Source organism: Campylobacter sp. CNRCH_2013_0855, from assembly GCF_025773025.1.
Classification (GTDB): Bacteria; Campylobacterota; Campylobacteria; order Campylobacterales; family Campylobacteraceae; genus Campylobacter_D; species Campylobacter_D jejuni_C.
Genome location: NZ_JAKMTE010000004.1, coordinates 78,534 through 98,109 on the forward strand (window position 1 = coordinate 78,534; position 19,576 = coordinate 98,109).

Sequence of the window (19,576 nt, forward strand, 5' to 3'; positions counted from 1 at the left end):
TTATTCTCTTAAATATTTTTTTATATTTCTTGCTGCTTGACGAATGCGGTTTTCATTTTCTATTAAAGCTATTCTAACATGCTCATTACCCGCTTCACCAAAGCCAACTCCAGGGCTTACCGCTACATTTGCTTTCTGCAAAAGCTGTTTGGAAAATTCCATACTACCAAGATGAGCCTTACTTTGAGGAAGTTTTGCCCAAACAAACATGCTTGCATTAGGCTTTTTCAGCTCCCATCCTGCTTGAAAAAACGAATCAAGTAAGACTTCTAATCTTTTTGTATAAGTTGCTTTAATCTCTTCAACACAAGTTTGATCTCCATCTAAAGCTATAGTAGCAGCGACTTGTATAGGAGTATACATACCATAGTCAAACCAAGATTTGATTTTTTTCAAAGCTGCAATTAAGCGTTTATTGCCTACCACAAAGCCCACACGCCAACCTGCCATATTGTAAGATTTTGAGAGCGTATAAGTTTCTACTGCTACATCTTTAGCACCTTCAACTTCAAAAATCGAAGGAGTTTTATAAGACCCAAAAGTCAAATCTGCATAAGCAATATCAGAAATAATATAAAATCTTTCTTTTTTTGCCATAGCAACTAATCTCTCATAAAAACTTTTTTCCACTGTAACCGTTGTAGGGTTATGCGGAAAATTTACTACTACATATTTTGGACGCGGAATGCTTTCATGTAATGTTTTTTGTAAATTTTCAAAAAAAGTATTTTCATTTAATTCATAATTTTCATTAAAATCAAAATTCATAGTCGCTACATTACCACCTGCTATGATAAAAGCTTGGGTATGTATAGGGTAAGCAGGTGTAGGCACAATAGCTACATCTCCTGGGTTAATAACGGCTCTTGCTAAATTTACAAAGCCCTCTTTAGAGCCCATCGTTGCGACAACTTCACTTTCGGGATCTAAATCGACATCATATTTTCTTTTATACCAATTGCAAATTGCAAGTCTTAGTTTATAAATTCCACTAGAAGCGGAATAACCTGAAGTTTTTTCTTTATTTGCACTTTCACAAAGCTTGTCTATAATATGCTGAGGAGTTTTGCCATCAGGATTTCCCATAGAAAAATCTATTATATCCTCCCCTGCTCTTCTTGCTGCCATTTTAATCGCATTAACTTCAGCAAAAACATAATTTGGAAGTCTTTCTATGGTATTAAAATGAATTTCTTCAAACATCGTCCATCCTTTTAGCGTCTTAAGTAAATTTTTAAACCCCTTTTTATATTATCAAGGCTAAACATGTCCCCTATAATAGCATATTTTGCACCCAATGGTATATTTACATTTATTTCATTTTGCTTGTGTGTATTTTCTACACCTTGAATAAAATTTAAATTTTTATCTAAAAACTGAATTTTACAAAACCAAGAATCAAGATTATGCGCACTAAGTTCCATACTTTTTGCACCCTGCAAATCAATAATATATTCTCTTAAAGGTTTGTTTAATTGAGTAATGGTATTTAGTGAAATTTGAGTATTAACTTTGGGTTTTGCTTTTGAAAAGTCCAATTCATACTCATAATTTAGCTCTGAAATTTTAGAAATATCTTTAATAAAAACAGAGCTTGATAACAAAGCTTTATAAAAAACCCCTGGATCAAGCATATATTGAGAATCTACAGCTAATTTATAAGTAATATAATTTTCTCTTAAAGTTAATTCAGTTGGTATAAAATACACATATCCTAGCTCGTTTAAAGTATCGTTAATTGTTTTAAAAAATAAAACAGAATCAGCTTGAGCTTTAAAACTAAAAGTTAGAGTTTTTGGCTCATTTAATATAAAATTTGCCAAAGAATTAGTTTTTAAAATTTGAGAAATAGTGTAAATATCTACATTTCCGCGTTCATCTTTATAATCATTCCTTGCAAACAAAAGCTCTAATTTTGCATCTTTGGAATTATCATTAACAATATGTTTTGCAACTTCTAAAGCACTTAGTGCAAAAGCATTAAGGGTAAAAAAAATGGAAAATATAAAAATTCTTACCATAATTTTCCTCTATTTTCTTTGATAAATTCAGCTTTTGTAATTTGTTTGATTTTACCATCTTTAATCATTAAAAATTTAGACACGCCATTTTTAAACTCTAAAGTATTGTTATTTTCATCATTTAAACTAAAAGCAGCGTGACCTGTAGTAATTAACATATCCTTATCTAAAGATAAAACATAATCATTTTTAATAGTTAAAGAACTCTTTCTAAAAGTTTTTAAATCCACCATACCAAGCCAAAGCTCTGCACTTGGTTTTATAATACTCTCGTGAAGCAAAATTATATTTTCTTCAGGCATATTTAAACTAACATTATCTTCTAGTGTTTCTTCTATGGTGTTATTACTCTCATCTATTGGCTCTAAAATAGTTGTATTTGTTTCATTATTTTCCATAACATCATCAATAAAAAAATTAAGAACTGGTGTTTCATTTTCATCAACTTTTTCTTCTAAAACAACTTGTTCTTGATTTAATACATTGGTAGTATTTTCATCTAAAGTAGAACTTTGAAAAAATCTTGAAACACCCCAGGCTAAAGCTACCATCAAAAGCACTACTACTATAATCACAATATACCATACACTTGAGCTTTCTTTAGTATATGAGTTCATTCTAGGTGAAATATGCACATGATTTTTTCTCTCAATGCCATTTTCCTCTAAATACATATGATATTCTTCTAAAAAATTAGAAAAATCAAGCTCATACTCTCTTTGTAAAATTTTAATAAAGCCATTTACATTAAAGCGGGATAAAGACTTAAAATCTTTTTTAATGATATATTCAAGACAAGCTATTTCTATTTGTGTTCTTTTTTGAACTTCTAATAAATTTAAATCTTCTAATTTTTTCCAACTATCCATTTTTCATCCTATCGCAAAGTATTGCAAATGCTGCACTTACATTTAAACTGTCAAAATCATTATGCATTTTTATACCTACGCACTCATCACATTTTTTAAGCACCTTTGGCGCTATACCAAAACCTTCACTTCCCATAATCAAAACTTTTTTATCTTTGACCTTGATAGTATGTATATCACTACCTCCGCTTGCACTAGCATAGATATAAAAACCTTTTTGTTTTAATTCATTTATCATGCTTAAAATATCATCATTTAAGACTATTTTCATATCTAAAGCCGCACCACTGCTTGCACGGATTACTCCATCCATAGCCACACTTTTAGCTACCAAAATAATCCCATCAGCACCCAAAGCATAAGCACTGCGCACGATAGCACCTATATTTCCAACATCACTAATATTATATAAAATAATTATAAAATCTTTTTCTTTTAAACTCTCAAAAGAACTAAACTCAAATTCATCAATTTCCATTAAAAAACCTTGATGATTTCCACCTCTTGCTAAACTTTGTGCGGCCTTAAAATCAAGTTTTTTAATTTTTTTTGATACCTTTGCTATTTTTGAAAAATCAGCTTTTTCACATTCTTTTGCTAAATAAATTTCTTTAATTTTTTCTTTATGCTTTTCTAAGATATAAAAAAACACTTGCTTACCATAAACTATCATTTTTAAATAATAACCAAATTCAACTTAAAAGCAGTTTTTGATAATTTTCTTTTGGAGATTTTGCATTGATTTTCGAAAGAAGTTTTGCTTTTGCTTTTAAAGGTAAATCAAGCTCATAAATATCTTGCTCACACAAGGTATTTTGATGAAACTGCTTTTCTTTGGCACTTACCACTACACACCATTCACCACGCAAATCCATTATTTTTAATTTTTCCAAAACCTCTAAAGCTTCTGCTCTAAATTTAGTTTCAAATTTCTTTGTTGCTTCTTTTATGATAAAAATTTCTCTTAAAGGATCAATTTTACTAATTTCTTCTACTAAATTAAGTATTCTAGTGGGTGCTTCATAAACTATACTAGGATAAGGATTAAGCATTAAATTTTCAATATCTTTTTGTCTTTGAGGATTTTTATTGGCCAAAAAACCCATAAAAATAAATTCTTTTTTACAAAATGCACTTGAAACCAATGCAAGCAAAGCAGCATTTGACCCTGCCAAGACTTCATAATCAATATTGTTTTTAATAGCATATTCGATTAAAAATTGCCCCGGATCGCTAATACCTGGCATACCTGCATCACTTAAATATGCAATATCTTGTTTAAAAAAATCCTCATCTATTTTTGCTAAAAAATCTTTTTCATTATGAGTATGTAAAGCTATATATTTATCAGGCTTTATTTCTAAATTAAATTTTTCATTAAGAAGATGAATTAAAGATTTGCAAACTCTTGTATCTTCACATAAAAAGAGCTTGCATTTTTGTAAAATTTCTAAAGAATGAAAAGAAATATCGTTTAAATTTCCTATGGGCGTAGGAATAAAATATAACATTATTGCATTGCGTATTTTTTCTTAAATTTCTCTACACGACCCGCAGCATCTACGATTTTTTCACTACCTGTAAAGAATGGGTGGCAGCTTGAACAAATATCAACTTTAATTTCTGATTTATTTGACTTAGTAGTAAAAGAATTTCCACAAGCACAACTAACTTTGCATTCTACATATTCTGGATGAATTTCTTTTTTCATTGTTTATCCTTTTTCAAAACATTAAGGCGTAATTATATAGATTTTTATATAAAAAATAGCTAAATTTAAGCGTGTTTTTAAATTATGAATTTTGAAGCAACCCCTACCAAAGCTGTTTGCGCTTTGAGTATGAAATTAGCTTGTAATTTTGCTTTTTTTATATTCACTTCTCTTTCTTTTTGAGAAAATCCACCTTCAGCACCTATTAAAAATACATGCTTACTAGGTTCAAAACTCATCAAATCTTCACCTTCAAAGTCTATTAAAACAATATTTTCATAAGCTTGTTGAAATTTTTTAAAATCATCAAAGCTTTCAAGCTCCATTAAAGAAGCACGACCACATTGTTGGGATGATTCTATAAGAATCTTTTCCATTCTTTTAAAATCTAACTTAAAATTTTTTTGTGAATAGTCCATATACACAAAAGAAAGCTTTGCCACTCCAAGTTCATTTAAAAAAGGCAAGGTTTTTTCTATAATCTTTGGATCAATCACTGCTAAAGCTAAGTGCAAATATGTTTTTAATTCTTGTTTTTCTTCTTTTTTATCAAGTAAATTTAATACACAAGAGCGTCTAGAAAGCTCTATACATTCATAAGTGTAAGCAAAAAAATCTTTTAAATTTTTTAATATGATTTTATCGCCTACTTTAATTCTTCTAGCTTTTAAGTGTAAAAAAGCTTCATTTTCTAACTCTAAATTTAAAGCACCACTTTGTGGGTGATATAAAAATCGCATTAAAAATAAAACCTTTGAAGCAAATAAGGTACAAAAAGTAAAAATATACCCAAACACAAAATAAAAAAGCTTAAAAATCTAAATTTAGCATAACGCTTAAACAATCTTGCTTTTTTAAATAAAATAAATTGATAAATAGCCAAAGCAAAAATCAAAATCCAACAAAACCACATAGAAAGTATATAGAGATTTAGCTCAAAATACTTTAAAGCCCAAAGCAAACTTCCTGTAAAAAGTGTAATTGCTAAAAATAAATAATAAATTGGTAAAAAAAGGCGAATTCTTTTTATAAAAATAAACTCTTGCGAAAAACTACTTTGAGTTAGATATAAATAAAACAACATTAAAAAGCCATTTGCATATAGACTATATACATGCAATGCTAAGAAAAACTCATAACTTTGATCCATCACTATCCTTGTGTGCTATTTTCATCTTTGATATCATCATCTACAGGTATAGGAAGCGTCTCATCATCTATAATAACATTAGAATCACTTTGCTCAATCTGAATTTGTTCAGTTTGAACTTCTTTTTTTGTATTTTTATTTTCTTGACTTGAGCAAGCCATAAAAAGCAACAATGGCACAATTAGTAAAACCTTTTTCATCACACCTCCTTTTGATTGACAAAAACAAAATTTGAGTCTTGAAGTTTTTTAAAAAAATCTTTATCTCTCCATTCATCAATTACAGCTTGTGAAAATTCAATATCTGTTAGATTTATCTTTGGCAAAAACTCACTATAAGCATCTTCTCTAAAACCTTGTGCATAACCTGTTCTTGTTTCATGCACAATAATACTTTTTAAACTAACACCTTGCTCTCCATTAACCATCTTAGTTTTTAAAAGCAAAGCATCAATCAAAACAAAAAATATACGTACAAAATTTTCCGCACTTACATTCACAGGCAAACTTACCCATCTTTGTGAGTGCTTTTTCATATCTTCTAAATAAACTTTATCATCATATTTAAAAAGTGTAATAGCATGATCAAAACTATCAATAATTTGTTTTATCTCATCTTTTAACAAGCCAAAATCATACACCATTCCAGCATTATCAAGGTATTTACTCTCAAGTAAAATTTCTACCTTATAAGAGTGGCCATGTATGCTTGTTTTACATCGCTTGGAGCTACAAAATCTAACAATATGAGCATTTTCAAATTCAAACATTTTTCTAATAATCATACGCCTTCTTTATCTCCCCAAATTCTAATATGCATTCTATCAGAGTAATTATATCCATTTTTTATACAAAATTCAGCAACACTTAAGGCATTTTTAGAAATTTCTTCTTCATTTGACCCCATAGGCATACAAAACACCTCATTTTCACAAATCTGTAAAATTTCACTAATCTCCTCTAAGGCTTTATTTTCTTGTAAAAAATCCTTGTCTAAAACAAATTTATAAAAGCTATCCTTAGCATAATGTTTAAAATCCTTTAAGGCTTTTTCATTAATCCTTTTTTCTTTTTTAACCCCGCTATTACTAAGCTTTACTCCTAAAGCAAAATAACATTTTTTATACAAAGGATATTTTTCAAAATCAATTTCAATACTTGCGTTTGTTTCAAAATGCACTTTAAAATCATTTTCTAAAAGCAAATTAATAAAACACAAAAAATCTTTGTTTTGATGATTTAACAAGGGCTCACCGCCCGTAATTACTACTATAACTTTGCGTGAATTGGCTAACTTTAAAACCTCATCAAAAAGCTTTGTTGAAGTATATGTTTTGTAACAAGTTTTAAATTCTTTAGTAAAAACAGCCCTTATAGTATCACAGCCTAAAAGTATTTTAGAATCTTTTTCTTTTTTTACTCCAAAGCCTGTGCAGTTAAAATTACATCCAGCAAACCTTACAAATATAGCCAAATTTCCGCTATATTTTCCCTCACCTTGCAAGCTTAAAAAAGTCTCAACAACTTCCATTATCCACCTGTTTGATAAAAGGCTCTTGTAGAACTTTGATTGGCTTCATTTTCAGCCCATCTATTTTTTTCTGATTTGTTTTTTATCACGGTTTTTAAAATTTCACAAGCACCTGCTATGTCTTTATTACGTATAGCTTTTTTAATGCTTAATGCCTCATCATAATACAAACAAGGTATTAAAAGTCCTTCGGCTGAAAGTCTTATACGGTTACAACTATCACAAAAATCATGACTATGTGGATCAATAATACCAAACTCATACCCATCTTCAAGCTCATAAATAGTCGCGGGTGCATTTGGGCTTTTTTGTCCTTGTTTAAAAGAATATTTTTGAGCAATGATGTTTAAAATTTCTGCTGATTTTAAGCCTTTCAAATCCCCATAAGCATGGTAATTTTCCATAAATTCTATAAAGCGAATTTGGCTTTTGCGTGCTTTAGCAAATTCTAAAAGATCAATAAATTCATTATCATTAATCCCTTTAAGCGCTACGGTGTTAAATTTAATATTAAAACCTAATTCTAAAGCTTCATTAATACCATTTAACACATCTTTGAGTATGTTTTTTTGAGCTAATTTAAAAGCTATTTCTTCTTTTAAGGTATCTAAAGAGATGTTAATTCTTTTTAAACCCGCTTGTCTTAAGTCTTTTGCTTGTTGTTTTAATAAAGAAGCATTAGTAGTAAGTGCTAAGTCTATATCTTGCTTATATTCACTAATCATAGCAATAAATTTATGCAAATCTTTTCTTACTAAAGGCTCACCACCTGTAATACGAATTTTTTTAACCCCTTCATCAATACAAACTTTAACAAACATAAAAAGCTCTTCAAATGATAAAAGATTTTCTTTAGCACTCCATTCAAACGGAGTTTTTGGCATACAATAAAGGCAACGAAAATTACATCTTTGTGTTACTGAGATTCTTAAATAATCTATCACTCTTCCATAGCTATCCACTAACATCAAAGGCCTTTTATAATAATTTATTAAATTTCAAGATAAGTTCAACCCTACCCATGCCTATACGCAAATCTTTGGCAATTTGCTCTATGGATTTTTTTTGATTAAAAAGCTCTATCACTTTTTGTTCTTCATTATCATAACTTGGACTTAATTTTGTAATACTTTGGGTTTTTTGTTCTAAATTTAACAAACGATTTTTTTGTTCACTTTGAAATTCTTCAATTACCTCTTCTACTTCTTTTAAAGCATTTAAAATAGGAATAATATTTTGATTGATTTTTTGTTCTAGCGCCTGCAAAAGTTCTTCTTTTAATTCTTCTTTAATAGCTTCAGTATCTATTTCTTCTTTTTCTTGTTCTTGCTCGTCCAAACTTTCTTTTTTTAAATAATGATATTGCTTATTTAAATCTTCTATCATCTTACCAAGCTCATTAATTTTGACAATACTTTCTTTTTCTTTAATCATCATATAAGCAAACATAGCAAAAATTAATAAAGCTACAACTAGCCACAACAATAAATCACTATCCATTTTCTTGCTCCTTTAAAATCTTAATCATCGCTCTTTGCATATTTGCCACAAAATTATCATACACAAGCTCATCTTCTGCTTTTATTTGTGTAATTTTTGCTTCATTTTCATTTAAGGCTTTAAAAAAAATACTAATTTTTTGACCATTTAACTCAAATCTTGCATAATATTCCTCATCTTGAGTCAAACACTTATCTTTAAACTGAATATGTGCAAAATTTACACCCACCACAAAAGCTTTATATTTTAAATCTGTGAATAATTTTGTTTTATTGATATCATTTTTTATCAAATACAATTCTTGTTTTATATCCATAAGCAAATCAAAAATAATTTGCTCACCTTCGCTAAATTCCACTCTTGAAGCAAGTTTTTTCCATTTACTTAAATTGACATAATTATTACTTGAAAGATATTCTTGCAAAAACTCTTCATATCTTTCTTTACTCTCTTCAAACTCAAGCTCTAACGAGCTTTTAAAAAATTTTATCTCCATAAAAGATCAACCCAAATAAATATAAAAAACACTATACTTAAATAACCATTTAAAGTAAAAAATGCTTTATCAATTTTTGCAAAATTCTTTCTAACAATGCGGTGCTCAAAAAATAAAATAATCGCACTAATTATCACGCCCAAAAAAGCAATATTTCCCGTTGGAGCTACCCAAACAAATAAAAGCCAAAAAAGCACTGCTAAAACATGACAAAACGCTGAGATAAACAAGGTTGCATCGAGTCCAAATTTAGCAGGTATAGAGTGTAAGCCTGTTTTTTTATCATATTCCATATCTTGCAAAGCATAAAGTAAATCAAAACCAGCTGTCCAGAAAGTAACACCCAAACACAAAATCACGCTATAAATTTCAATACTTCCCAAAACTACAATACTACCTGCAATAGGAGCAAGTCCTAAGCAAAATCCTAATACTAAATGCGCTAAGGATGAAAATCTTTTAAAGGCTGAATAAATAGCTAAAATAAACAATACTGGCAAAGAAAGAGCAAAAGCTAATTTGTTGATAAAATAACTTGCTAAAACAAAAATAATAGCATTTAAAATAATAAAAAGTAAAATACTAGTTTTACCTATACGCCCATCAATATTAGGCCTATTTACACATCTTGGGTTGTTTTTGTCAATATCCTCATCCATTAAACGATTAATCGCCATTGCAAAATTTCTTGCACTCACTGCACAAATAACACCCAAAAACAAAGCTTTAAAACCAAACCAAGTGCTATCATTTAAAATAACAGAAGCCACAATCATTGAAGTAAATAAAAAAGGTAGGGCAAAAATAGAATGCTTAAAAACAATCAAATCTAAAATATCTTTTAATTTTTCTTTTAATATAGGCATTTTTTCTCTTTATAATATATTTTTGTTATGATTTTACTAAAATAATTTTAAATTTAGGATATTTTTACGATGTTTTTTGAATTTGCACTCATTGGAACTACTGCAAGTGGCAAAACAGAACTTGCAAATAAACTAGCTTATGAATTTAATGCAAGTATTTTAAGCCTTGATAGTCTTTGCGTGTATAAACAAATCAACATCGCTTCAGCCAAAACAGAGCAAAAAACCCTAGATGAGCTTGATTATTTTGGCATAAATTTATTAAATGTTAATGAGCATTTTAATATTGCTTTATTTTTTGAAGAATACAAAAGAGCAAAAGCTTTTGCCCAAAAAAATAATCAAATGCTTATTATCACAGGTGGAACTAGTTTTTATTTAAAAGCTTTAATGGATGGCTTGAGTGAAAAATTCAAAGAAAGTCAAAGTACACTAAATAATGATGAAATTTATCATTTAATGATAAAAATTGATCCACAAGCAAAAATAGAAAAAAATGATACTTATCGTTTGAAAAAATGGCTTGGAATTTATGAACAAACTAATAAAATTCCAAGTGAAGTTTTAAAAGAAACTAAACAAGAAGCTTTAATTAAAGAGCTTGATGTTTTTGAAATTTCTTGGCAAAAAGAACTTTTGGAAAAACGCATTATTAAACGCACGCAAAATATGCTTGATGAGGGTTTAATAGATGAAGCTAAAATGCTATTTGATAATTATGATCATAATTTAAAAGCACTAAATTCCATAGGTTTGAAAGAATGTAAAGAGTTTTTAGATAAAAAAATAAATCTAAAAGAGCTTGAAGAACTCATCATCATTCACACAAGACAACTTGCTAAAAGACAAAGAACTTTTAATAAAAAATTTAATAAAGAAATTTTAGATTTTCAAAGCGCTTATGAGAATTTAAAAGCTTATATTTTAAAAAAATATTAAGGCTGAGTATTTAAAATATTTAATTTATCTTTACATAAATTTTGCCAATTGCTTGTTGTGTTAATATCTATACAATTTTGTAAACTTTGTTTTTGATTTTGCACATCTTTTAAGTCTTCATATACATTACTTTGCATATAAAAAGCTCTTGCACGCTCATCATCTTTTAAAGGATTAGCAAGCAAATCTTTAAACAAAGTTAAGGCTTTTTGAGCTTGATTGCTTTGTTTTAAAGCTTTGATATAGATAAATTCTAAATCAGGACTAAAAAGATTTACTCCTTTTAAATTTTGATAGTTAATCGCCTTTGGAGCATAGGTTAAAATACTTGTTAAAAAATTATTTTTTTCACTATAACGCAAAAATTCATAATATAATTCCACCATACGATAATTCATAGGAAATTGCTCTAACTTTTGCAAAGTTCTTATCATGGCATTATAATCTTGCAATCCAAGCTCGGCAAAAAATTTAATATAATTTGCTTCGAATTTTTCACTATCACTAATAATCGTTCTTGTATTTAAAATATCGTTAATGGTTTTAATAACATTTTTATAACTTTTATCTTTTAAAGCCAAATCTGCACTCTGAAGCTTATAAAAAATCACATCATCGTTTTCATTTTCCACGATATACTTTTTAGCTTCTTCTATACGAGAAGTACGTTTAAAACACTCAAGCATACGCTTTTTGTTTTGTATTTTACCTCCTACCTTATAAGTTTTAAAATCATCATATATTTTCACAGCAACTAAACACTCATCGTTTTTTAATTTTTGTTCTAAAACTAAAATAGCAGCTTGCTCTAAAAGATTTTTAGCTTCTTTGTTAGAATATTTTTCAATATCTTTTTGATAACTTACAACTTTTTCATAGTTTTTTTCTTGAAAATACAATTTTACATTATCAAACAATGCCTTACTAGAAATTTCTCCGGCATATTTTTGTATAATTTCTTCATATCTTTGATGTAAAAAACTTGCATTAGCATCTTTTAAATACAAAAAGTTTTTATCTTGAGCTTCTTTGATTAAACTTGCATATTCACCCAAAGGAAAATCTTCTGCATAAAGATCTAAATATTTTTGAGCCTTGGTATGCTCATTTGCATTTAACATAGCCAAAGCAAGATCTTTTAACACTCTTTCATATTCTTTATCCACTTTTGTTAAATGAGTAAAAATATATTCATAAATTTTAGAACTTAAGTCATAAATTCTATAGTTATCTAAAGTTTTTGCCAATATCAAGGCATTAGATAAATCTTGAATAAAAAAATCAGGATTAGAAGTTAAAATTCGACTTGCTAAATCTTTTGCCTCCTTAAAATTTTTTTGTTCTAAATAATTTTTTGATAAAAATAGCGCTGCTCTACTTGCCAAATCAGTGTCTACGGTAGAATAATACACATCTTGATAAATATTGTTTGCAATATTTTTCTTACCCAAATGATATAAATAATCTGCATAATCAAGTAAAGCTATTGTTGTATATTTATCCCCTTTATGTTCAGTATTTAAAATATCCACAACATATTCAACATTAGATCTTTGAGATAGACCCATATAAACTCTCATCATAATATACATTACTTCTGTATAGTCTTTATCGTTAATATAAGTTCTTACCCATCTTTTTGCATCATTAAGCATTTGCTCTAAAACTTGCTGATCTTTATCAAGTTCGTAAGTATAAAGCTTATTCTGTGCTCTTAATTTATAAAGTTCAAATTCATTCATAAATACACTACCTTGATAACGTTTAATTGCATTTATAGAATCTCTTAAAACTTGATCATACTTTTTAGCTTCATATTCTTGCTTGATGCTAAAATACGCATTAAAATCTGCACTTTGTGAAGTTTCCATAGGATCTGAATTTAAATCTAAAGCGCCAATAAAAGGCATTAAAGCATTATCAAAATAAATATCAAAATCAAGTCCGTCATTAGGTTTATAGTATCTCAAATCTTCTGTAAATATAAAAACAAAATGCTTAAAAGAATCTCCACTATGATTTTGAATTTCTTTGGTATTGAAAATATCTTGAGAATAATTAAACATTTTAGCTAAAGTTTTTGGATAAATTTTAATAGTCAAAAAAGTTTGATGTTTTTCAAAAGAAATTAAAAAATCATCAAATTCCTTATTTTGAAATTGCATATTACTAACACCCAAAACATTGCATTCAAAATAATTTCTTTCAAATTCAAAAACACTCTTGCAAGAAAATTCTTTGTCATCTTTTAAATGCAAAAGAGTAAAAGGACGCTTATGTTCTTCTCCTTTATTAACAATAATTTCAAAAGAAAACATACAAGTTATACTTAATAAAAATGAAACTAAAACCCTTATCATAAGCGTGATTATAGCAATATTATTCTACAAAAGCAAAAACATATAAAAAAAGACTCCCTATCAAACATATACTCAAAATAATCTTTTGTTTAATATTCAATTTCATACTTTCTACTAAATATGATTTTTTAAAAAAAACATAAATTAAAATTTTCAAATAAGCATAAAGCATAATCATTGAGCTTAAAGCTATGGCAAATACAAGTACATAATAACCTGAGTTTAAAATAGAAGCTAAAATTAAAATTTTACCCCAAAAAATTCCAAAAGGTGGAATACCTGCTATACATAAAATAAATATAGTTAGTATTATAGACAACACCGGTCTTTGATCAAACAAGCCTGAAAAACTCTCAAATGAGCTTTTTTGAAATAAACTTAATATTAGGAAAATTCCATAATTTGCAAAAGCAAACGATATCCAATATGCAAATAAAGCAAAAATTGAAAGCCAATAAGAAGTACCATCACCCTGAGAGCTCACGCTCATGCTAGAAACAATAACTGCCAATATAAAAGAAGAATGAGTAATAGAACTATATGCAAGCATTTTTTTTACATCTTTTTGGATTAAAGCTACTATACTTACAGTAAGCATAGAAAAAATTGCTAGTAATGCCACTATATATTCAAATTTTACTCCACCACCTAAAGCAGAAAAAATTCTTAAAACCACTATTATCATAGCTATTTTTGGCACTATAGATATAAATGCTATAAAATTTGTATGCACCCCATAATACACATCTTTTAACCAAAAATGAAAAGGTGCAATAGACAGTTTCACTCCAACAATAACCAAAAACATTACTCCAGCACAAAGTAAAATAGGATCTGAAATATATTCAGAATACAATAGATTATCTAAATCCAAAGACTGAGTTTTTAAATACACAAAAGCACAAGCAAAAACAAAAAATCCAGCTCCTACTGCTGCTAGAGTAAAATACTTTATACTAGAGCTAATAGCATTATGAGTTCCTCTTAATGCTATTAATGTATAAAGAGCTAAAGAAGACCCTTCTAATGCTAAGAAAATTACAATTAAATTAGTGCTTGATACCATTAATATCAAAGAAGCAACCATAAATAAAAATAAAGAAAAAAACTCTGCCTTTTGCTCATCTTTATCCATTAATAAATAAAGCATAGAAAAAACCAAAATAATTATTTGTGCAAAAATTGCATAATTATCACTTACAAATAAACCAAAAAAAGCATGAGAATTATCTAAAACAAAACCATTATAAAGCAATAAAAAGCATAAAGCGCTAAATAAAGCTATAACACTTGCTCCTATGTAAAAATTTCTAGAAAGTTTTTTAAACACACTCAACAAAAGCAAAGTAATAGCCCAAAAAAGCAATGATAACATAGGAAATAATAATACAAAATTCAATTTTTCTAAACTAAAGCCACTCATTAAAAACCTCTTATATTATCTATAATTTTTTGATTTTCTATTGCGATATTTCTTGTTTGCATAACTTCAAGAATACTATTTACATTTAAAGCAATTTGATCAAGCATAGCACTTGGAGCTATACCTAAATAAATCACTATTGCACTTAAAATACTTAAAATAAAAATTTCACTTTTTTTCAATACTAGCTTTTCTATTTTTTCTGCATTAGTAGCAAAAAACATATTCCTATAAACATTTAGCATATAAATAGCCCCTAAAATAATCACACCACCTGCAAATAATGCGAACCATAAATTTACACTTGCTACACCTTGCAATATTAAAAACTCACCTACAAAAGAAATAGTTAAAGGCAATGAAATAGATGAAAATAATAACACGGCAAAGAAAAAGCTAAATAGTGGAGCTGTTTTAGCTAAATTTTTATAAAAGTCTAAATCAAAAGTATGGTATCTTTTATAGAGTATGTAAGCAGCCAAAAACAAACCACCTGTTACTATACCATGCGCAAACATGTAAAATACAGAACCACTTACTCCATTATAAGTAAAAGTTACAATACCCAAAATCACCACACCCAAATGCGAAATAGAACTATAAGCAATTAATTCTTTTAAATCTTTAGTTTTAAAAGCAATTAAGGCTGTATATAAAATCCCAACTATGCATAAAATAGCGAGTAAAGAATAATAATGATTCAAAGTATCGGGCGCTAAAGGTAAAATAAATCTTAAAAATCCAAAAGGCGCCATTTTAAAACTTACAAGCATTACAGAAACTAGTGTTGGGCTTTTTGCATAAACTTTTGGAGCCCAAGTATGAAAAGGAAATAAAGGACTTTTAATCGCAAAAGCAACAAAAAAACCTATAAAGATTAAATTTTGCACACTTTCAGGTATAAAAAATTCACTCTTATACCAAGCAAGCAAATCAAAACTCCAATACCCAAAACTTTGATAATACAAAAATCCTACATAAATAATCGCTAAAAGCATGAGCATAGAACCACAAAATGCATAAATGAAAAATTTAATCCCTGCTTTGTAGTTATTAGAATATCTACCTATTAAATAAATAAGTGGTATAAGAGAAAACTCCCAAAATATATAAAACAATAAAGCATCTAATGAAGCAAAAAGTCCTATAATACAAAATTGTAATAAAAATATACTTACTACAACACTTTTATCTTGAATATCCAAACATATAAAAGATAAAAAAATCATAATAGAGCAAAGCAACATCAAATAAAGCGCTATAGCATCTACACCAATATGAAAATTAACCAATAAAGAATTTAAATTAAATTCATAAGCTATGCCACCATGATAATTAAACAACAAAAAAACATTTAAAATTAAAATCAAAAAGCTAACTAAAATAGCAAAAGCTTTAGAATCTTCTTTTTGTAAAGACAAAGACATAAAAGCTGCAAAAAATGGAAATAATATCAACAGACCAAGCATTCTACACCGCCAAAGCTAAACAAAATAAGCACACAAAAGCCAAAACAGAAATTCTTAACACTAATGAAAATCCTTTCTCTATACTAAGAGTTTTTGCAAACATTTTGAGAAAATAAGCAACACTATCTACCAAAGCATCCAAAACTTCTTTGTCATTTCTTCTTAAAAAGTCACAAAATAACGCATATTTACCAACAACAAATTGATGATAAAATCTTGGTATATAATATTCATTAAACAAAAGCTTATAAATACTTGTTTTAGAAAGTGATGGCTTAAACCAATTTTTCCAATAAGCCATGATAGCTAAAAGCACTCCAAGCACTGCAGCAGCACTTGCAAGTACCATAACTAAAGAATTTTGACCATCAATAAAAGCTAAATTTTTACTTACAAAATTCATAAAGCTATGCTCAAAAAAACCCGCAATAATAGCAAGCAAAGCCAAAGGACTCATCGCAAGCAAAGCTATTTTACTAGCTTCATGGGGATGTTCTTCATGTCTTTTTGGAGTAAAAAATACAAGCATTAAAAGTCTAAAGCTATAAAAAGCTGTCATAAAAGCTGCTATTAAAAGTACTAAAAAAATTCCATGATGATGACTTATAAAAGAAAATCCTAAAATTAAATCTTTAGAGAAAAATCCTGCGAAAGGATAAATTCCTGCTAAAGCTAAAGAACCTATAAGCATTAAAATAGCACTAAAACGCATACTTTTATAAAGTCCACCCATTTTACTAATGTCAAGCTTATCATTCATAGCATGCATAACATTACCCGCACCTAAGAATAATAAAGATTTAAAAAATGCATGAGTTGCAAGATGAAATAAAGCTATGGCATAAGCTCCAAGACCTGCTGCTACAAACATATACCCAAGTTGAGAAAGCGTCGAGTATGCAATAATTCTTTTTAAATCTTTAGCCACCATAGCCATAGAAGCAGCAAAAAGTGCTACAAAAGCTCCAAGTATAGCGATAAAATACCCTACTTCAGGAACTTGTAAATAAAGCTCCCCTGCGCGAATTACCAAATAAACTCCCGCAGTAACCATAGTAGCAGCATGGATTAGAGCTGAAACTGGCGTAGGTCCTGCCATAGCATCAGCAAGCCAAGTATGGAAAGGAAATTGTGCTGATTTACCCATAGCACCTACAAAAAGTAAAAGCGCTATTAAAATCAAAATCGTATCATTTTCATGCCCTAAAGATAAAAGGGTAAAAAACTCATCGTATTTTAAAGAATTGAACTCTATATAAATTAAGAAAATTCCTAAAAGCAAAGCCAAATCTGCAATTCTATTCATGATAAATGCTTCATTAGCAGCAAAAGTGTATTTTTCATTATGATACCAAAAACCTATCAAAAGCCATGAGCAAAGTCCAACACCTTCCCAACCTATAAAAAGCCCTAAGAAATTATCACTCATAATCAAAAACATCATAGAAAAAACAAAAAGCCCCAAATAGCTAAAATAGCGATTAAATCCTTCATCATGCTCCATATAAAATATACTATATAAATGCACAAAAGTCGCTACTATACTTACTACATTCATCATAATTAAAGTAATAGAGTCTATTTTAAAACCAAAACTAACATCTACTAAAGATATCCAAGTACCAAGTTCAAAATTAAAATGTACTCCATTGTTTAATAAAACAATTGAAGCAAGAGCTGAAAAAGCTATAAATAAAGAAGCCAAATAACCTAAAATAATTTTCTTAACACTAAAAGCAAAAATACCTAAAATAACAGCTGAAGCCAAAGGAGAAAAAAGTGCAATTAAAGCTAAATTTTGCATTTTATTTCTCCTTTTTCAGCTAAAGAGCTAAGCTCTAGTGTTCCTGTTTTTCTATACCATAAGACACAAAGTGCTATCCCAACAGCTACTTCACAAGCTGCAACTCCCATTACAAATAAAGCAAAAATTTGACCTTCTATGTCTTTATGAGAAGCTCCTGCTGTAACTAAAGCCAAATTAGCAGCATTTAATAAAATTTCACTTGAAATAAAAAGCATAATTAAATTTTGGCGTTTTATGATACCTATTAGACCAATGATAAACATCAAAATAGCCACAATGTAGTATTTTTCTAACATCATTGTTCGTCCTTTTTTATATTTTTTTGAGTAAGTGCTATAGCACAAATTAAAGCTATTAAAAGTAAAATTGCCATAAATTCAAAAGCAAGCATATATTTTGTAAATAGAGCAAAGCCTATTTGCTGGGTAGAATCAAGACTATAAACTTCACTAGTTTCATTTAAACCAAACTCATATCCCATAATAATACTAACTAATAAAACAGCACTAAAAATCACAGCAAAAATGAAGATTCTTTTACCTTTTAAACTTTCTTTTACTTTTATAGAAGCATCAAAAAACATCATAGCAAAACTATAAAGACCTAAAATAGCCCCACTATAAACGATAATTTGAATTACTCCAATAAATTCAGCATTAAGTAAAAAATAAAATCCACTTAAAAAAACCATAGCCACAGCCAAAGAACTAATAGCGTAAAGCATACTAGTGCTTAAAACACTAATTAAAAAAAATCCCAACACCAAAACACTTAATAAACAAAAAGCTATCGTTTCAAACATTTTCTTCCTTTGGAGCATCTTGCTGTCTTTGCAAATCTATCTCATAATAATTTGGAGTTTTCTTTACTAAATCATCAGCATCTTTTCTTAAACTACCACTTCCTTCAAACACCACTTGATTTTTAAGCTCATCAATAGGAGTTAAAAAATCTTCCTTTTGACCAAAATAAGATCTTTGCTCTGCGGCATTTTCATATTCTTTACCATGCACAATGGCAAGTTCAGGACAAACATCAGCACAAAATCCACAATAAATACAACGCCCTAAATTAATACTATAATTTTCGACCTTTTTGCGTCCATCTTCACTTAAACTCGTTTCCATTCTTATACAATTACTAATGCAAATTTTTTCACACAAGCCACAACCAATACAACATTCATTTTCACTTTCAATAAAACGCATTAAGCGATGAACTGCACGGTAGCGATTATCTAAAGCAACTTTTTCCATAGGATATTTAATCGTTGCACTATTGTTTTTTTTAAACATTTCTCTTAATACAACAAATAAACCTACAAAAAGCTCTGTATTTAAAGAACGCTTGATTACTTGTATGAATTTTTCATAAGCATTTTGAGGATTTTTACGCTCAAAATCTACTTTAAAATAACCTTTTTTCATTGTTTTTC

The 19,576-nt window shown here is 28.5% G+C and carries 23 protein-coding genes; 1 reads left to right on the forward strand and 22 read right to left on the reverse strand.

Features of this window, described 5'->3' with window-relative positions:
• The 15 genes from L8X40_RS03450 to mqnP all read right to left on the reverse strand — a co-directional run bounded on the left by L8X40_RS03450 (nt 1) and on the right by mqnP (nt 10,143).
• Entirely contained in the window at nt 1-1,203 is a 1,203-nt protein-coding gene (locus L8X40_RS03450) for an LL-diaminopimelate aminotransferase (protein ID WP_263667305.1), read from the reverse strand.
• Between the two features lie 11 nt (nt 1,204-1,214).
• Nucleotides 1,215-2,021: a hypothetical protein gene (locus L8X40_RS03455; protein ID WP_214126226.1), complete on the reverse strand. Its 807-nt coding sequence runs from the start codon at nt 2,019-2,021 to the stop codon at nt 1,215-1,217.
• Complete coding sequence (locus L8X40_RS03460; RefSeq protein ID WP_263667306.1) at nt 2,015-2,890, reverse strand: hypothetical protein; 876 nt, start codon at nt 2,888-2,890, stop codon at nt 2,015-2,017. Before L8X40_RS03460 ends, L8X40_RS03455 begins: the two co-directional genes overlap by 7 nt.
• Nucleotides 2,883-3,563, reverse strand: a complete 681-nt coding sequence (gene rlmB / locus L8X40_RS03465) for a 23S rRNA (guanosine(2251)-2'-O)-methyltransferase RlmB (protein ID WP_263667307.1) — start codon at nt 3,561-3,563, stop codon at nt 2,883-2,885. Before rlmB ends, L8X40_RS03460 begins: the two co-directional genes overlap by 8 nt.
• Nucleotides 3,564-3,582: 19 nt before the next feature.
• On the reverse strand, nt 3,583-4,401 hold the full coding sequence (rsmI, locus tag L8X40_RS03470) for a 16S rRNA (cytidine(1402)-2'-O)-methyltransferase (RefSeq protein WP_263667308.1): 819 nt from the start codon (nt 4,399-4,401) through the stop codon (nt 3,583-3,585).
• The gene (gene rpmE, locus L8X40_RS03475) at nt 4,401-4,601 is read right to left on the reverse strand and encodes a 50S ribosomal protein L31 (RefSeq protein WP_039664588.1); all 201 of its coding nucleotides are present in this window, start codon (nt 4,599-4,601) and stop codon (nt 4,401-4,403) included. Before rpmE ends, rsmI begins: the two co-directional genes overlap by 1 nt.
• Nucleotides 4,602-4,678: 77 nt before the next feature.
• Nucleotides 4,679-5,341 (reverse strand): 16S rRNA (uracil(1498)-N(3))-methyltransferase, encoded by a 663-nt coding sequence (locus L8X40_RS03480; protein WP_263667309.1) that lies wholly within the window; start codon nt 5,339-5,341, stop codon nt 4,679-4,681.
• Nucleotides 5,341-5,751: a hypothetical protein gene (locus L8X40_RS03485; RefSeq protein ID WP_214126230.1), complete on the reverse strand. Its 411-nt coding sequence runs from the start codon at nt 5,749-5,751 to the stop codon at nt 5,341-5,343. Before L8X40_RS03485 ends, L8X40_RS03480 begins: the two co-directional genes overlap by 1 nt.
• Nucleotides 5,752-5,753: 2 nt before the next feature.
• Complete coding sequence (locus tag L8X40_RS03490; protein WP_214126231.1) at nt 5,754-5,951, reverse strand: hypothetical protein; 198 nt, start codon at nt 5,949-5,951, stop codon at nt 5,754-5,756.
• Entirely contained in the window at nt 5,951-6,535 is a 585-nt protein-coding gene (locus L8X40_RS03495) for a 6-pyruvoyl trahydropterin synthase family protein (RefSeq protein ID WP_214126232.1), read from the reverse strand. The genes L8X40_RS03490 and L8X40_RS03495 overlap by 1 nt, the downstream gene beginning before the upstream one ends.
• A complete protein-coding gene (locus L8X40_RS03500) occupies nt 6,532-7,281 on the reverse strand; it encodes a 7-carboxy-7-deazaguanine synthase QueE (protein WP_214126233.1) in 750 nt (249 codons plus the stop codon). The genes L8X40_RS03495 and L8X40_RS03500 overlap by 4 nt, the downstream gene beginning before the upstream one ends.
• The gene (gene moaA / locus L8X40_RS03505; RefSeq protein ID WP_263667311.1) at nt 7,281-8,249 is read right to left on the reverse strand and encodes a GTP 3',8-cyclase MoaA; all 969 of its coding nucleotides are present in this window, start codon (nt 8,247-8,249) and stop codon (nt 7,281-7,283) included. Before moaA ends, L8X40_RS03500 begins: the two co-directional genes overlap by 1 nt.
• 10 nt (nt 8,250-8,259) lie before the next feature.
• Nucleotides 8,260-8,781 (reverse strand): hypothetical protein, encoded by a 522-nt coding sequence (locus L8X40_RS03510; protein WP_087699764.1) that lies wholly within the window; start codon nt 8,779-8,781, stop codon nt 8,260-8,262.
• Entirely contained in the window at nt 8,774-9,277 is a 504-nt protein-coding gene (locus L8X40_RS03515; protein WP_263667312.1) for a hypothetical protein, read from the reverse strand. Before L8X40_RS03515 ends, L8X40_RS03510 begins: the two co-directional genes overlap by 8 nt.
• A complete protein-coding gene (gene mqnP / locus L8X40_RS03520) occupies nt 9,268-10,143 on the reverse strand; it encodes a menaquinone biosynthesis prenyltransferase MqnP (RefSeq protein WP_087699766.1) in 876 nt (291 codons plus the stop codon). The genes L8X40_RS03515 and mqnP overlap by 10 nt, the downstream gene beginning before the upstream one ends.
• A gap of 69 nt (nt 10,144-10,212) precedes the next feature.
• Between mqnP and miaA the strand changes: the two genes are divergently transcribed.
• Nucleotides 10,213-11,082, forward strand: a complete 870-nt coding sequence (miaA, locus tag L8X40_RS03525) for a tRNA (adenosine(37)-N6)-dimethylallyltransferase MiaA (RefSeq protein ID WP_214100006.1) — start codon at nt 10,213-10,215, stop codon at nt 11,080-11,082.
• Here the strand turns inward: miaA and L8X40_RS03530 are convergent.
• The 7 genes from L8X40_RS03530 to nuoI all read right to left on the reverse strand — a co-directional run bounded on the left by L8X40_RS03530 (nt 11,079) and on the right by nuoI (nt 19,568).
• The gene (locus tag L8X40_RS03530; RefSeq protein WP_263667313.1) at nt 11,079-13,400 is read right to left on the reverse strand and encodes a tetratricopeptide repeat protein; all 2,322 of its coding nucleotides are present in this window, start codon (nt 13,398-13,400) and stop codon (nt 11,079-11,081) included. The two genes, miaA and L8X40_RS03530, sit on opposite strands and share 4 nt — an antisense overlap.
• A 61-nt stretch (nt 13,401-13,461) precedes the next feature.
• On the reverse strand, nt 13,462-14,865 hold the full coding sequence (locus L8X40_RS03535; RefSeq protein WP_087699773.1) for an NADH-quinone oxidoreductase subunit N: 1,404 nt from the start codon (nt 14,863-14,865) through the stop codon (nt 13,462-13,464).
• Nucleotides 14,865-16,334, reverse strand: a complete 1,470-nt coding sequence (locus tag L8X40_RS03540) for a complex I subunit 4 family protein (RefSeq protein WP_261544925.1) — start codon at nt 16,332-16,334, stop codon at nt 14,865-14,867. The genes L8X40_RS03535 and L8X40_RS03540 overlap by 1 nt, the downstream gene beginning before the upstream one ends.
• Nucleotide 16,335: 1 nt before the next feature.
• Complete coding sequence (nuoL, locus tag L8X40_RS03545) at nt 16,336-18,138, reverse strand: NADH-quinone oxidoreductase subunit L (protein WP_087699775.1); 1,803 nt, start codon at nt 18,136-18,138, stop codon at nt 16,336-16,338.
• Nucleotides 18,126-18,437: an NADH-quinone oxidoreductase subunit NuoK gene (gene nuoK, locus L8X40_RS03550; protein ID WP_087699810.1), complete on the reverse strand. Its 312-nt coding sequence runs from the start codon at nt 18,435-18,437 to the stop codon at nt 18,126-18,128. The genes nuoL and nuoK overlap by 13 nt, the downstream gene beginning before the upstream one ends.
• Nucleotides 18,437-18,943, reverse strand: a complete 507-nt coding sequence (locus L8X40_RS03555; RefSeq protein WP_087699777.1) for an NADH-quinone oxidoreductase subunit J — start codon at nt 18,941-18,943, stop codon at nt 18,437-18,439. The genes nuoK and L8X40_RS03555 overlap by 1 nt, the downstream gene beginning before the upstream one ends.
• Entirely contained in the window at nt 18,936-19,568 is a 633-nt protein-coding gene (gene nuoI, locus L8X40_RS03560) for an NADH-quinone oxidoreductase subunit NuoI (RefSeq protein WP_087699779.1), read from the reverse strand. The genes L8X40_RS03555 and nuoI overlap by 8 nt, the downstream gene beginning before the upstream one ends.
• Nucleotides 19,569-19,576 lie beyond the last annotated feature (8 nt).

What these genes read in the sequence shown, in the direction of transcription:
- L8X40_RS03450 (WP_263667305.1), bottom strand. Translation starts at nt 1,203, where the DNA reads ATGTTTGAAGAAATTCATTTTAATACCATAGAAAGACTTCCAAATTAT.
- L8X40_RS03455 (WP_214126226.1), bottom strand. Translation starts at nt 2,021, where the DNA reads ATGGTAAGAATTTTTATATTTTCCATTTTTTTTACCCTTAATGCTTTT.
- L8X40_RS03460 (WP_263667306.1), bottom strand. Translation starts at nt 2,890, where the DNA reads ATGGATAGTTGGAAAAAATTAGAAGATTTAAATTTATTAGAAGTTCAA.
- rlmB (WP_263667307.1), bottom strand. Translation starts at nt 3,563, where the DNA reads ATGATAGTTTATGGTAAGCAAGTGTTTTTTTATATCTTAGAAAAGCAT.
- rsmI (WP_263667308.1), bottom strand. Translation starts at nt 4,401, where the DNA reads ATGTTATATTTTATTCCTACGCCCATAGGAAATTTAAACGATATTTCT.
- rpmE (WP_039664588.1), bottom strand. Translation starts at nt 4,601, where the DNA reads ATGAAAAAAGAAATTCATCCAGAATATGTAGAATGCAAAGTTAGTTGT.
- L8X40_RS03480 (WP_263667309.1), bottom strand. Translation starts at nt 5,341, where the DNA reads ATGCGATTTTTATATCACCCACAAAGTGGTGCTTTAAATTTAGAGTTA.
- L8X40_RS03485 (WP_214126230.1), bottom strand. Translation starts at nt 5,751, where the DNA reads ATGGATCAAAGTTATGAGTTTTTCTTAGCATTGCATGTATATAGTCTA.
- L8X40_RS03490 (WP_214126231.1), bottom strand. Translation starts at nt 5,951, where the DNA reads ATGAAAAAGGTTTTACTAATTGTGCCATTGTTGCTTTTTATGGCTTGC.
- L8X40_RS03495 (WP_214126232.1), bottom strand. Translation starts at nt 6,535, where the DNA reads ATGATTATTAGAAAAATGTTTGAATTTGAAAATGCTCATATTGTTAGA.
- L8X40_RS03500 (WP_214126233.1), bottom strand. Translation starts at nt 7,281, where the DNA reads ATGGAAGTTGTTGAGACTTTTTTAAGCTTGCAAGGTGAGGGAAAATAT.
- moaA (WP_263667311.1), bottom strand. Translation starts at nt 8,249, where the DNA reads ATGTTAGTGGATAGCTATGGAAGAGTGATAGATTATTTAAGAATCTCA.
- L8X40_RS03510 (WP_087699764.1), bottom strand. Translation starts at nt 8,781, where the DNA reads ATGGATAGTGATTTATTGTTGTGGCTAGTTGTAGCTTTATTAATTTTT.
- L8X40_RS03515 (WP_263667312.1), bottom strand. Translation starts at nt 9,277, where the DNA reads ATGGAGATAAAATTTTTTAAAAGCTCGTTAGAGCTTGAGTTTGAAGAG.
- mqnP (WP_087699766.1), bottom strand. Translation starts at nt 10,143, where the DNA reads ATGCCTATATTAAAAGAAAAATTAAAAGATATTTTAGATTTGATTGTT.
- miaA (WP_214100006.1), top strand. Translation starts at nt 10,213, where the DNA reads ATGTTTTTTGAATTTGCACTCATTGGAACTACTGCAAGTGGCAAAACA.
- L8X40_RS03530 (WP_263667313.1), bottom strand. Translation starts at nt 13,400, where the DNA reads ATGTTTTCTTTTGAAATTATTGTTAATAAAGGAGAAGAACATAAGCGT.
- L8X40_RS03535 (WP_087699773.1), bottom strand. Translation starts at nt 14,865, where the DNA reads ATGAGTGGCTTTAGTTTAGAAAAATTGAATTTTGTATTATTATTTCCT.
- L8X40_RS03540 (WP_261544925.1), bottom strand. Translation starts at nt 16,334, where the DNA reads ATGCTTGGTCTGTTGATATTATTTCCATTTTTTGCAGCTTTTATGTCT.
- nuoL (WP_087699775.1), bottom strand. Translation starts at nt 18,138, where the DNA reads ATGCAAAATTTAGCTTTAATTGCACTTTTTTCTCCTTTGGCTTCAGCT.
- nuoK (WP_087699810.1), bottom strand. Translation starts at nt 18,437, where the DNA reads ATGTTAGAAAAATACTACATTGTGGCTATTTTGATGTTTATCATTGGT.
- L8X40_RS03555 (WP_087699777.1), bottom strand. Translation starts at nt 18,943, where the DNA reads ATGTTTGAAACGATAGCTTTTTGTTTATTAAGTGTTTTGGTGTTGGGA.
- nuoI (WP_087699779.1), bottom strand. Translation starts at nt 19,568, where the DNA reads ATGAAAAAAGGTTATTTTAAAGTAGATTTTGAGCGTAAAAATCCTCAA.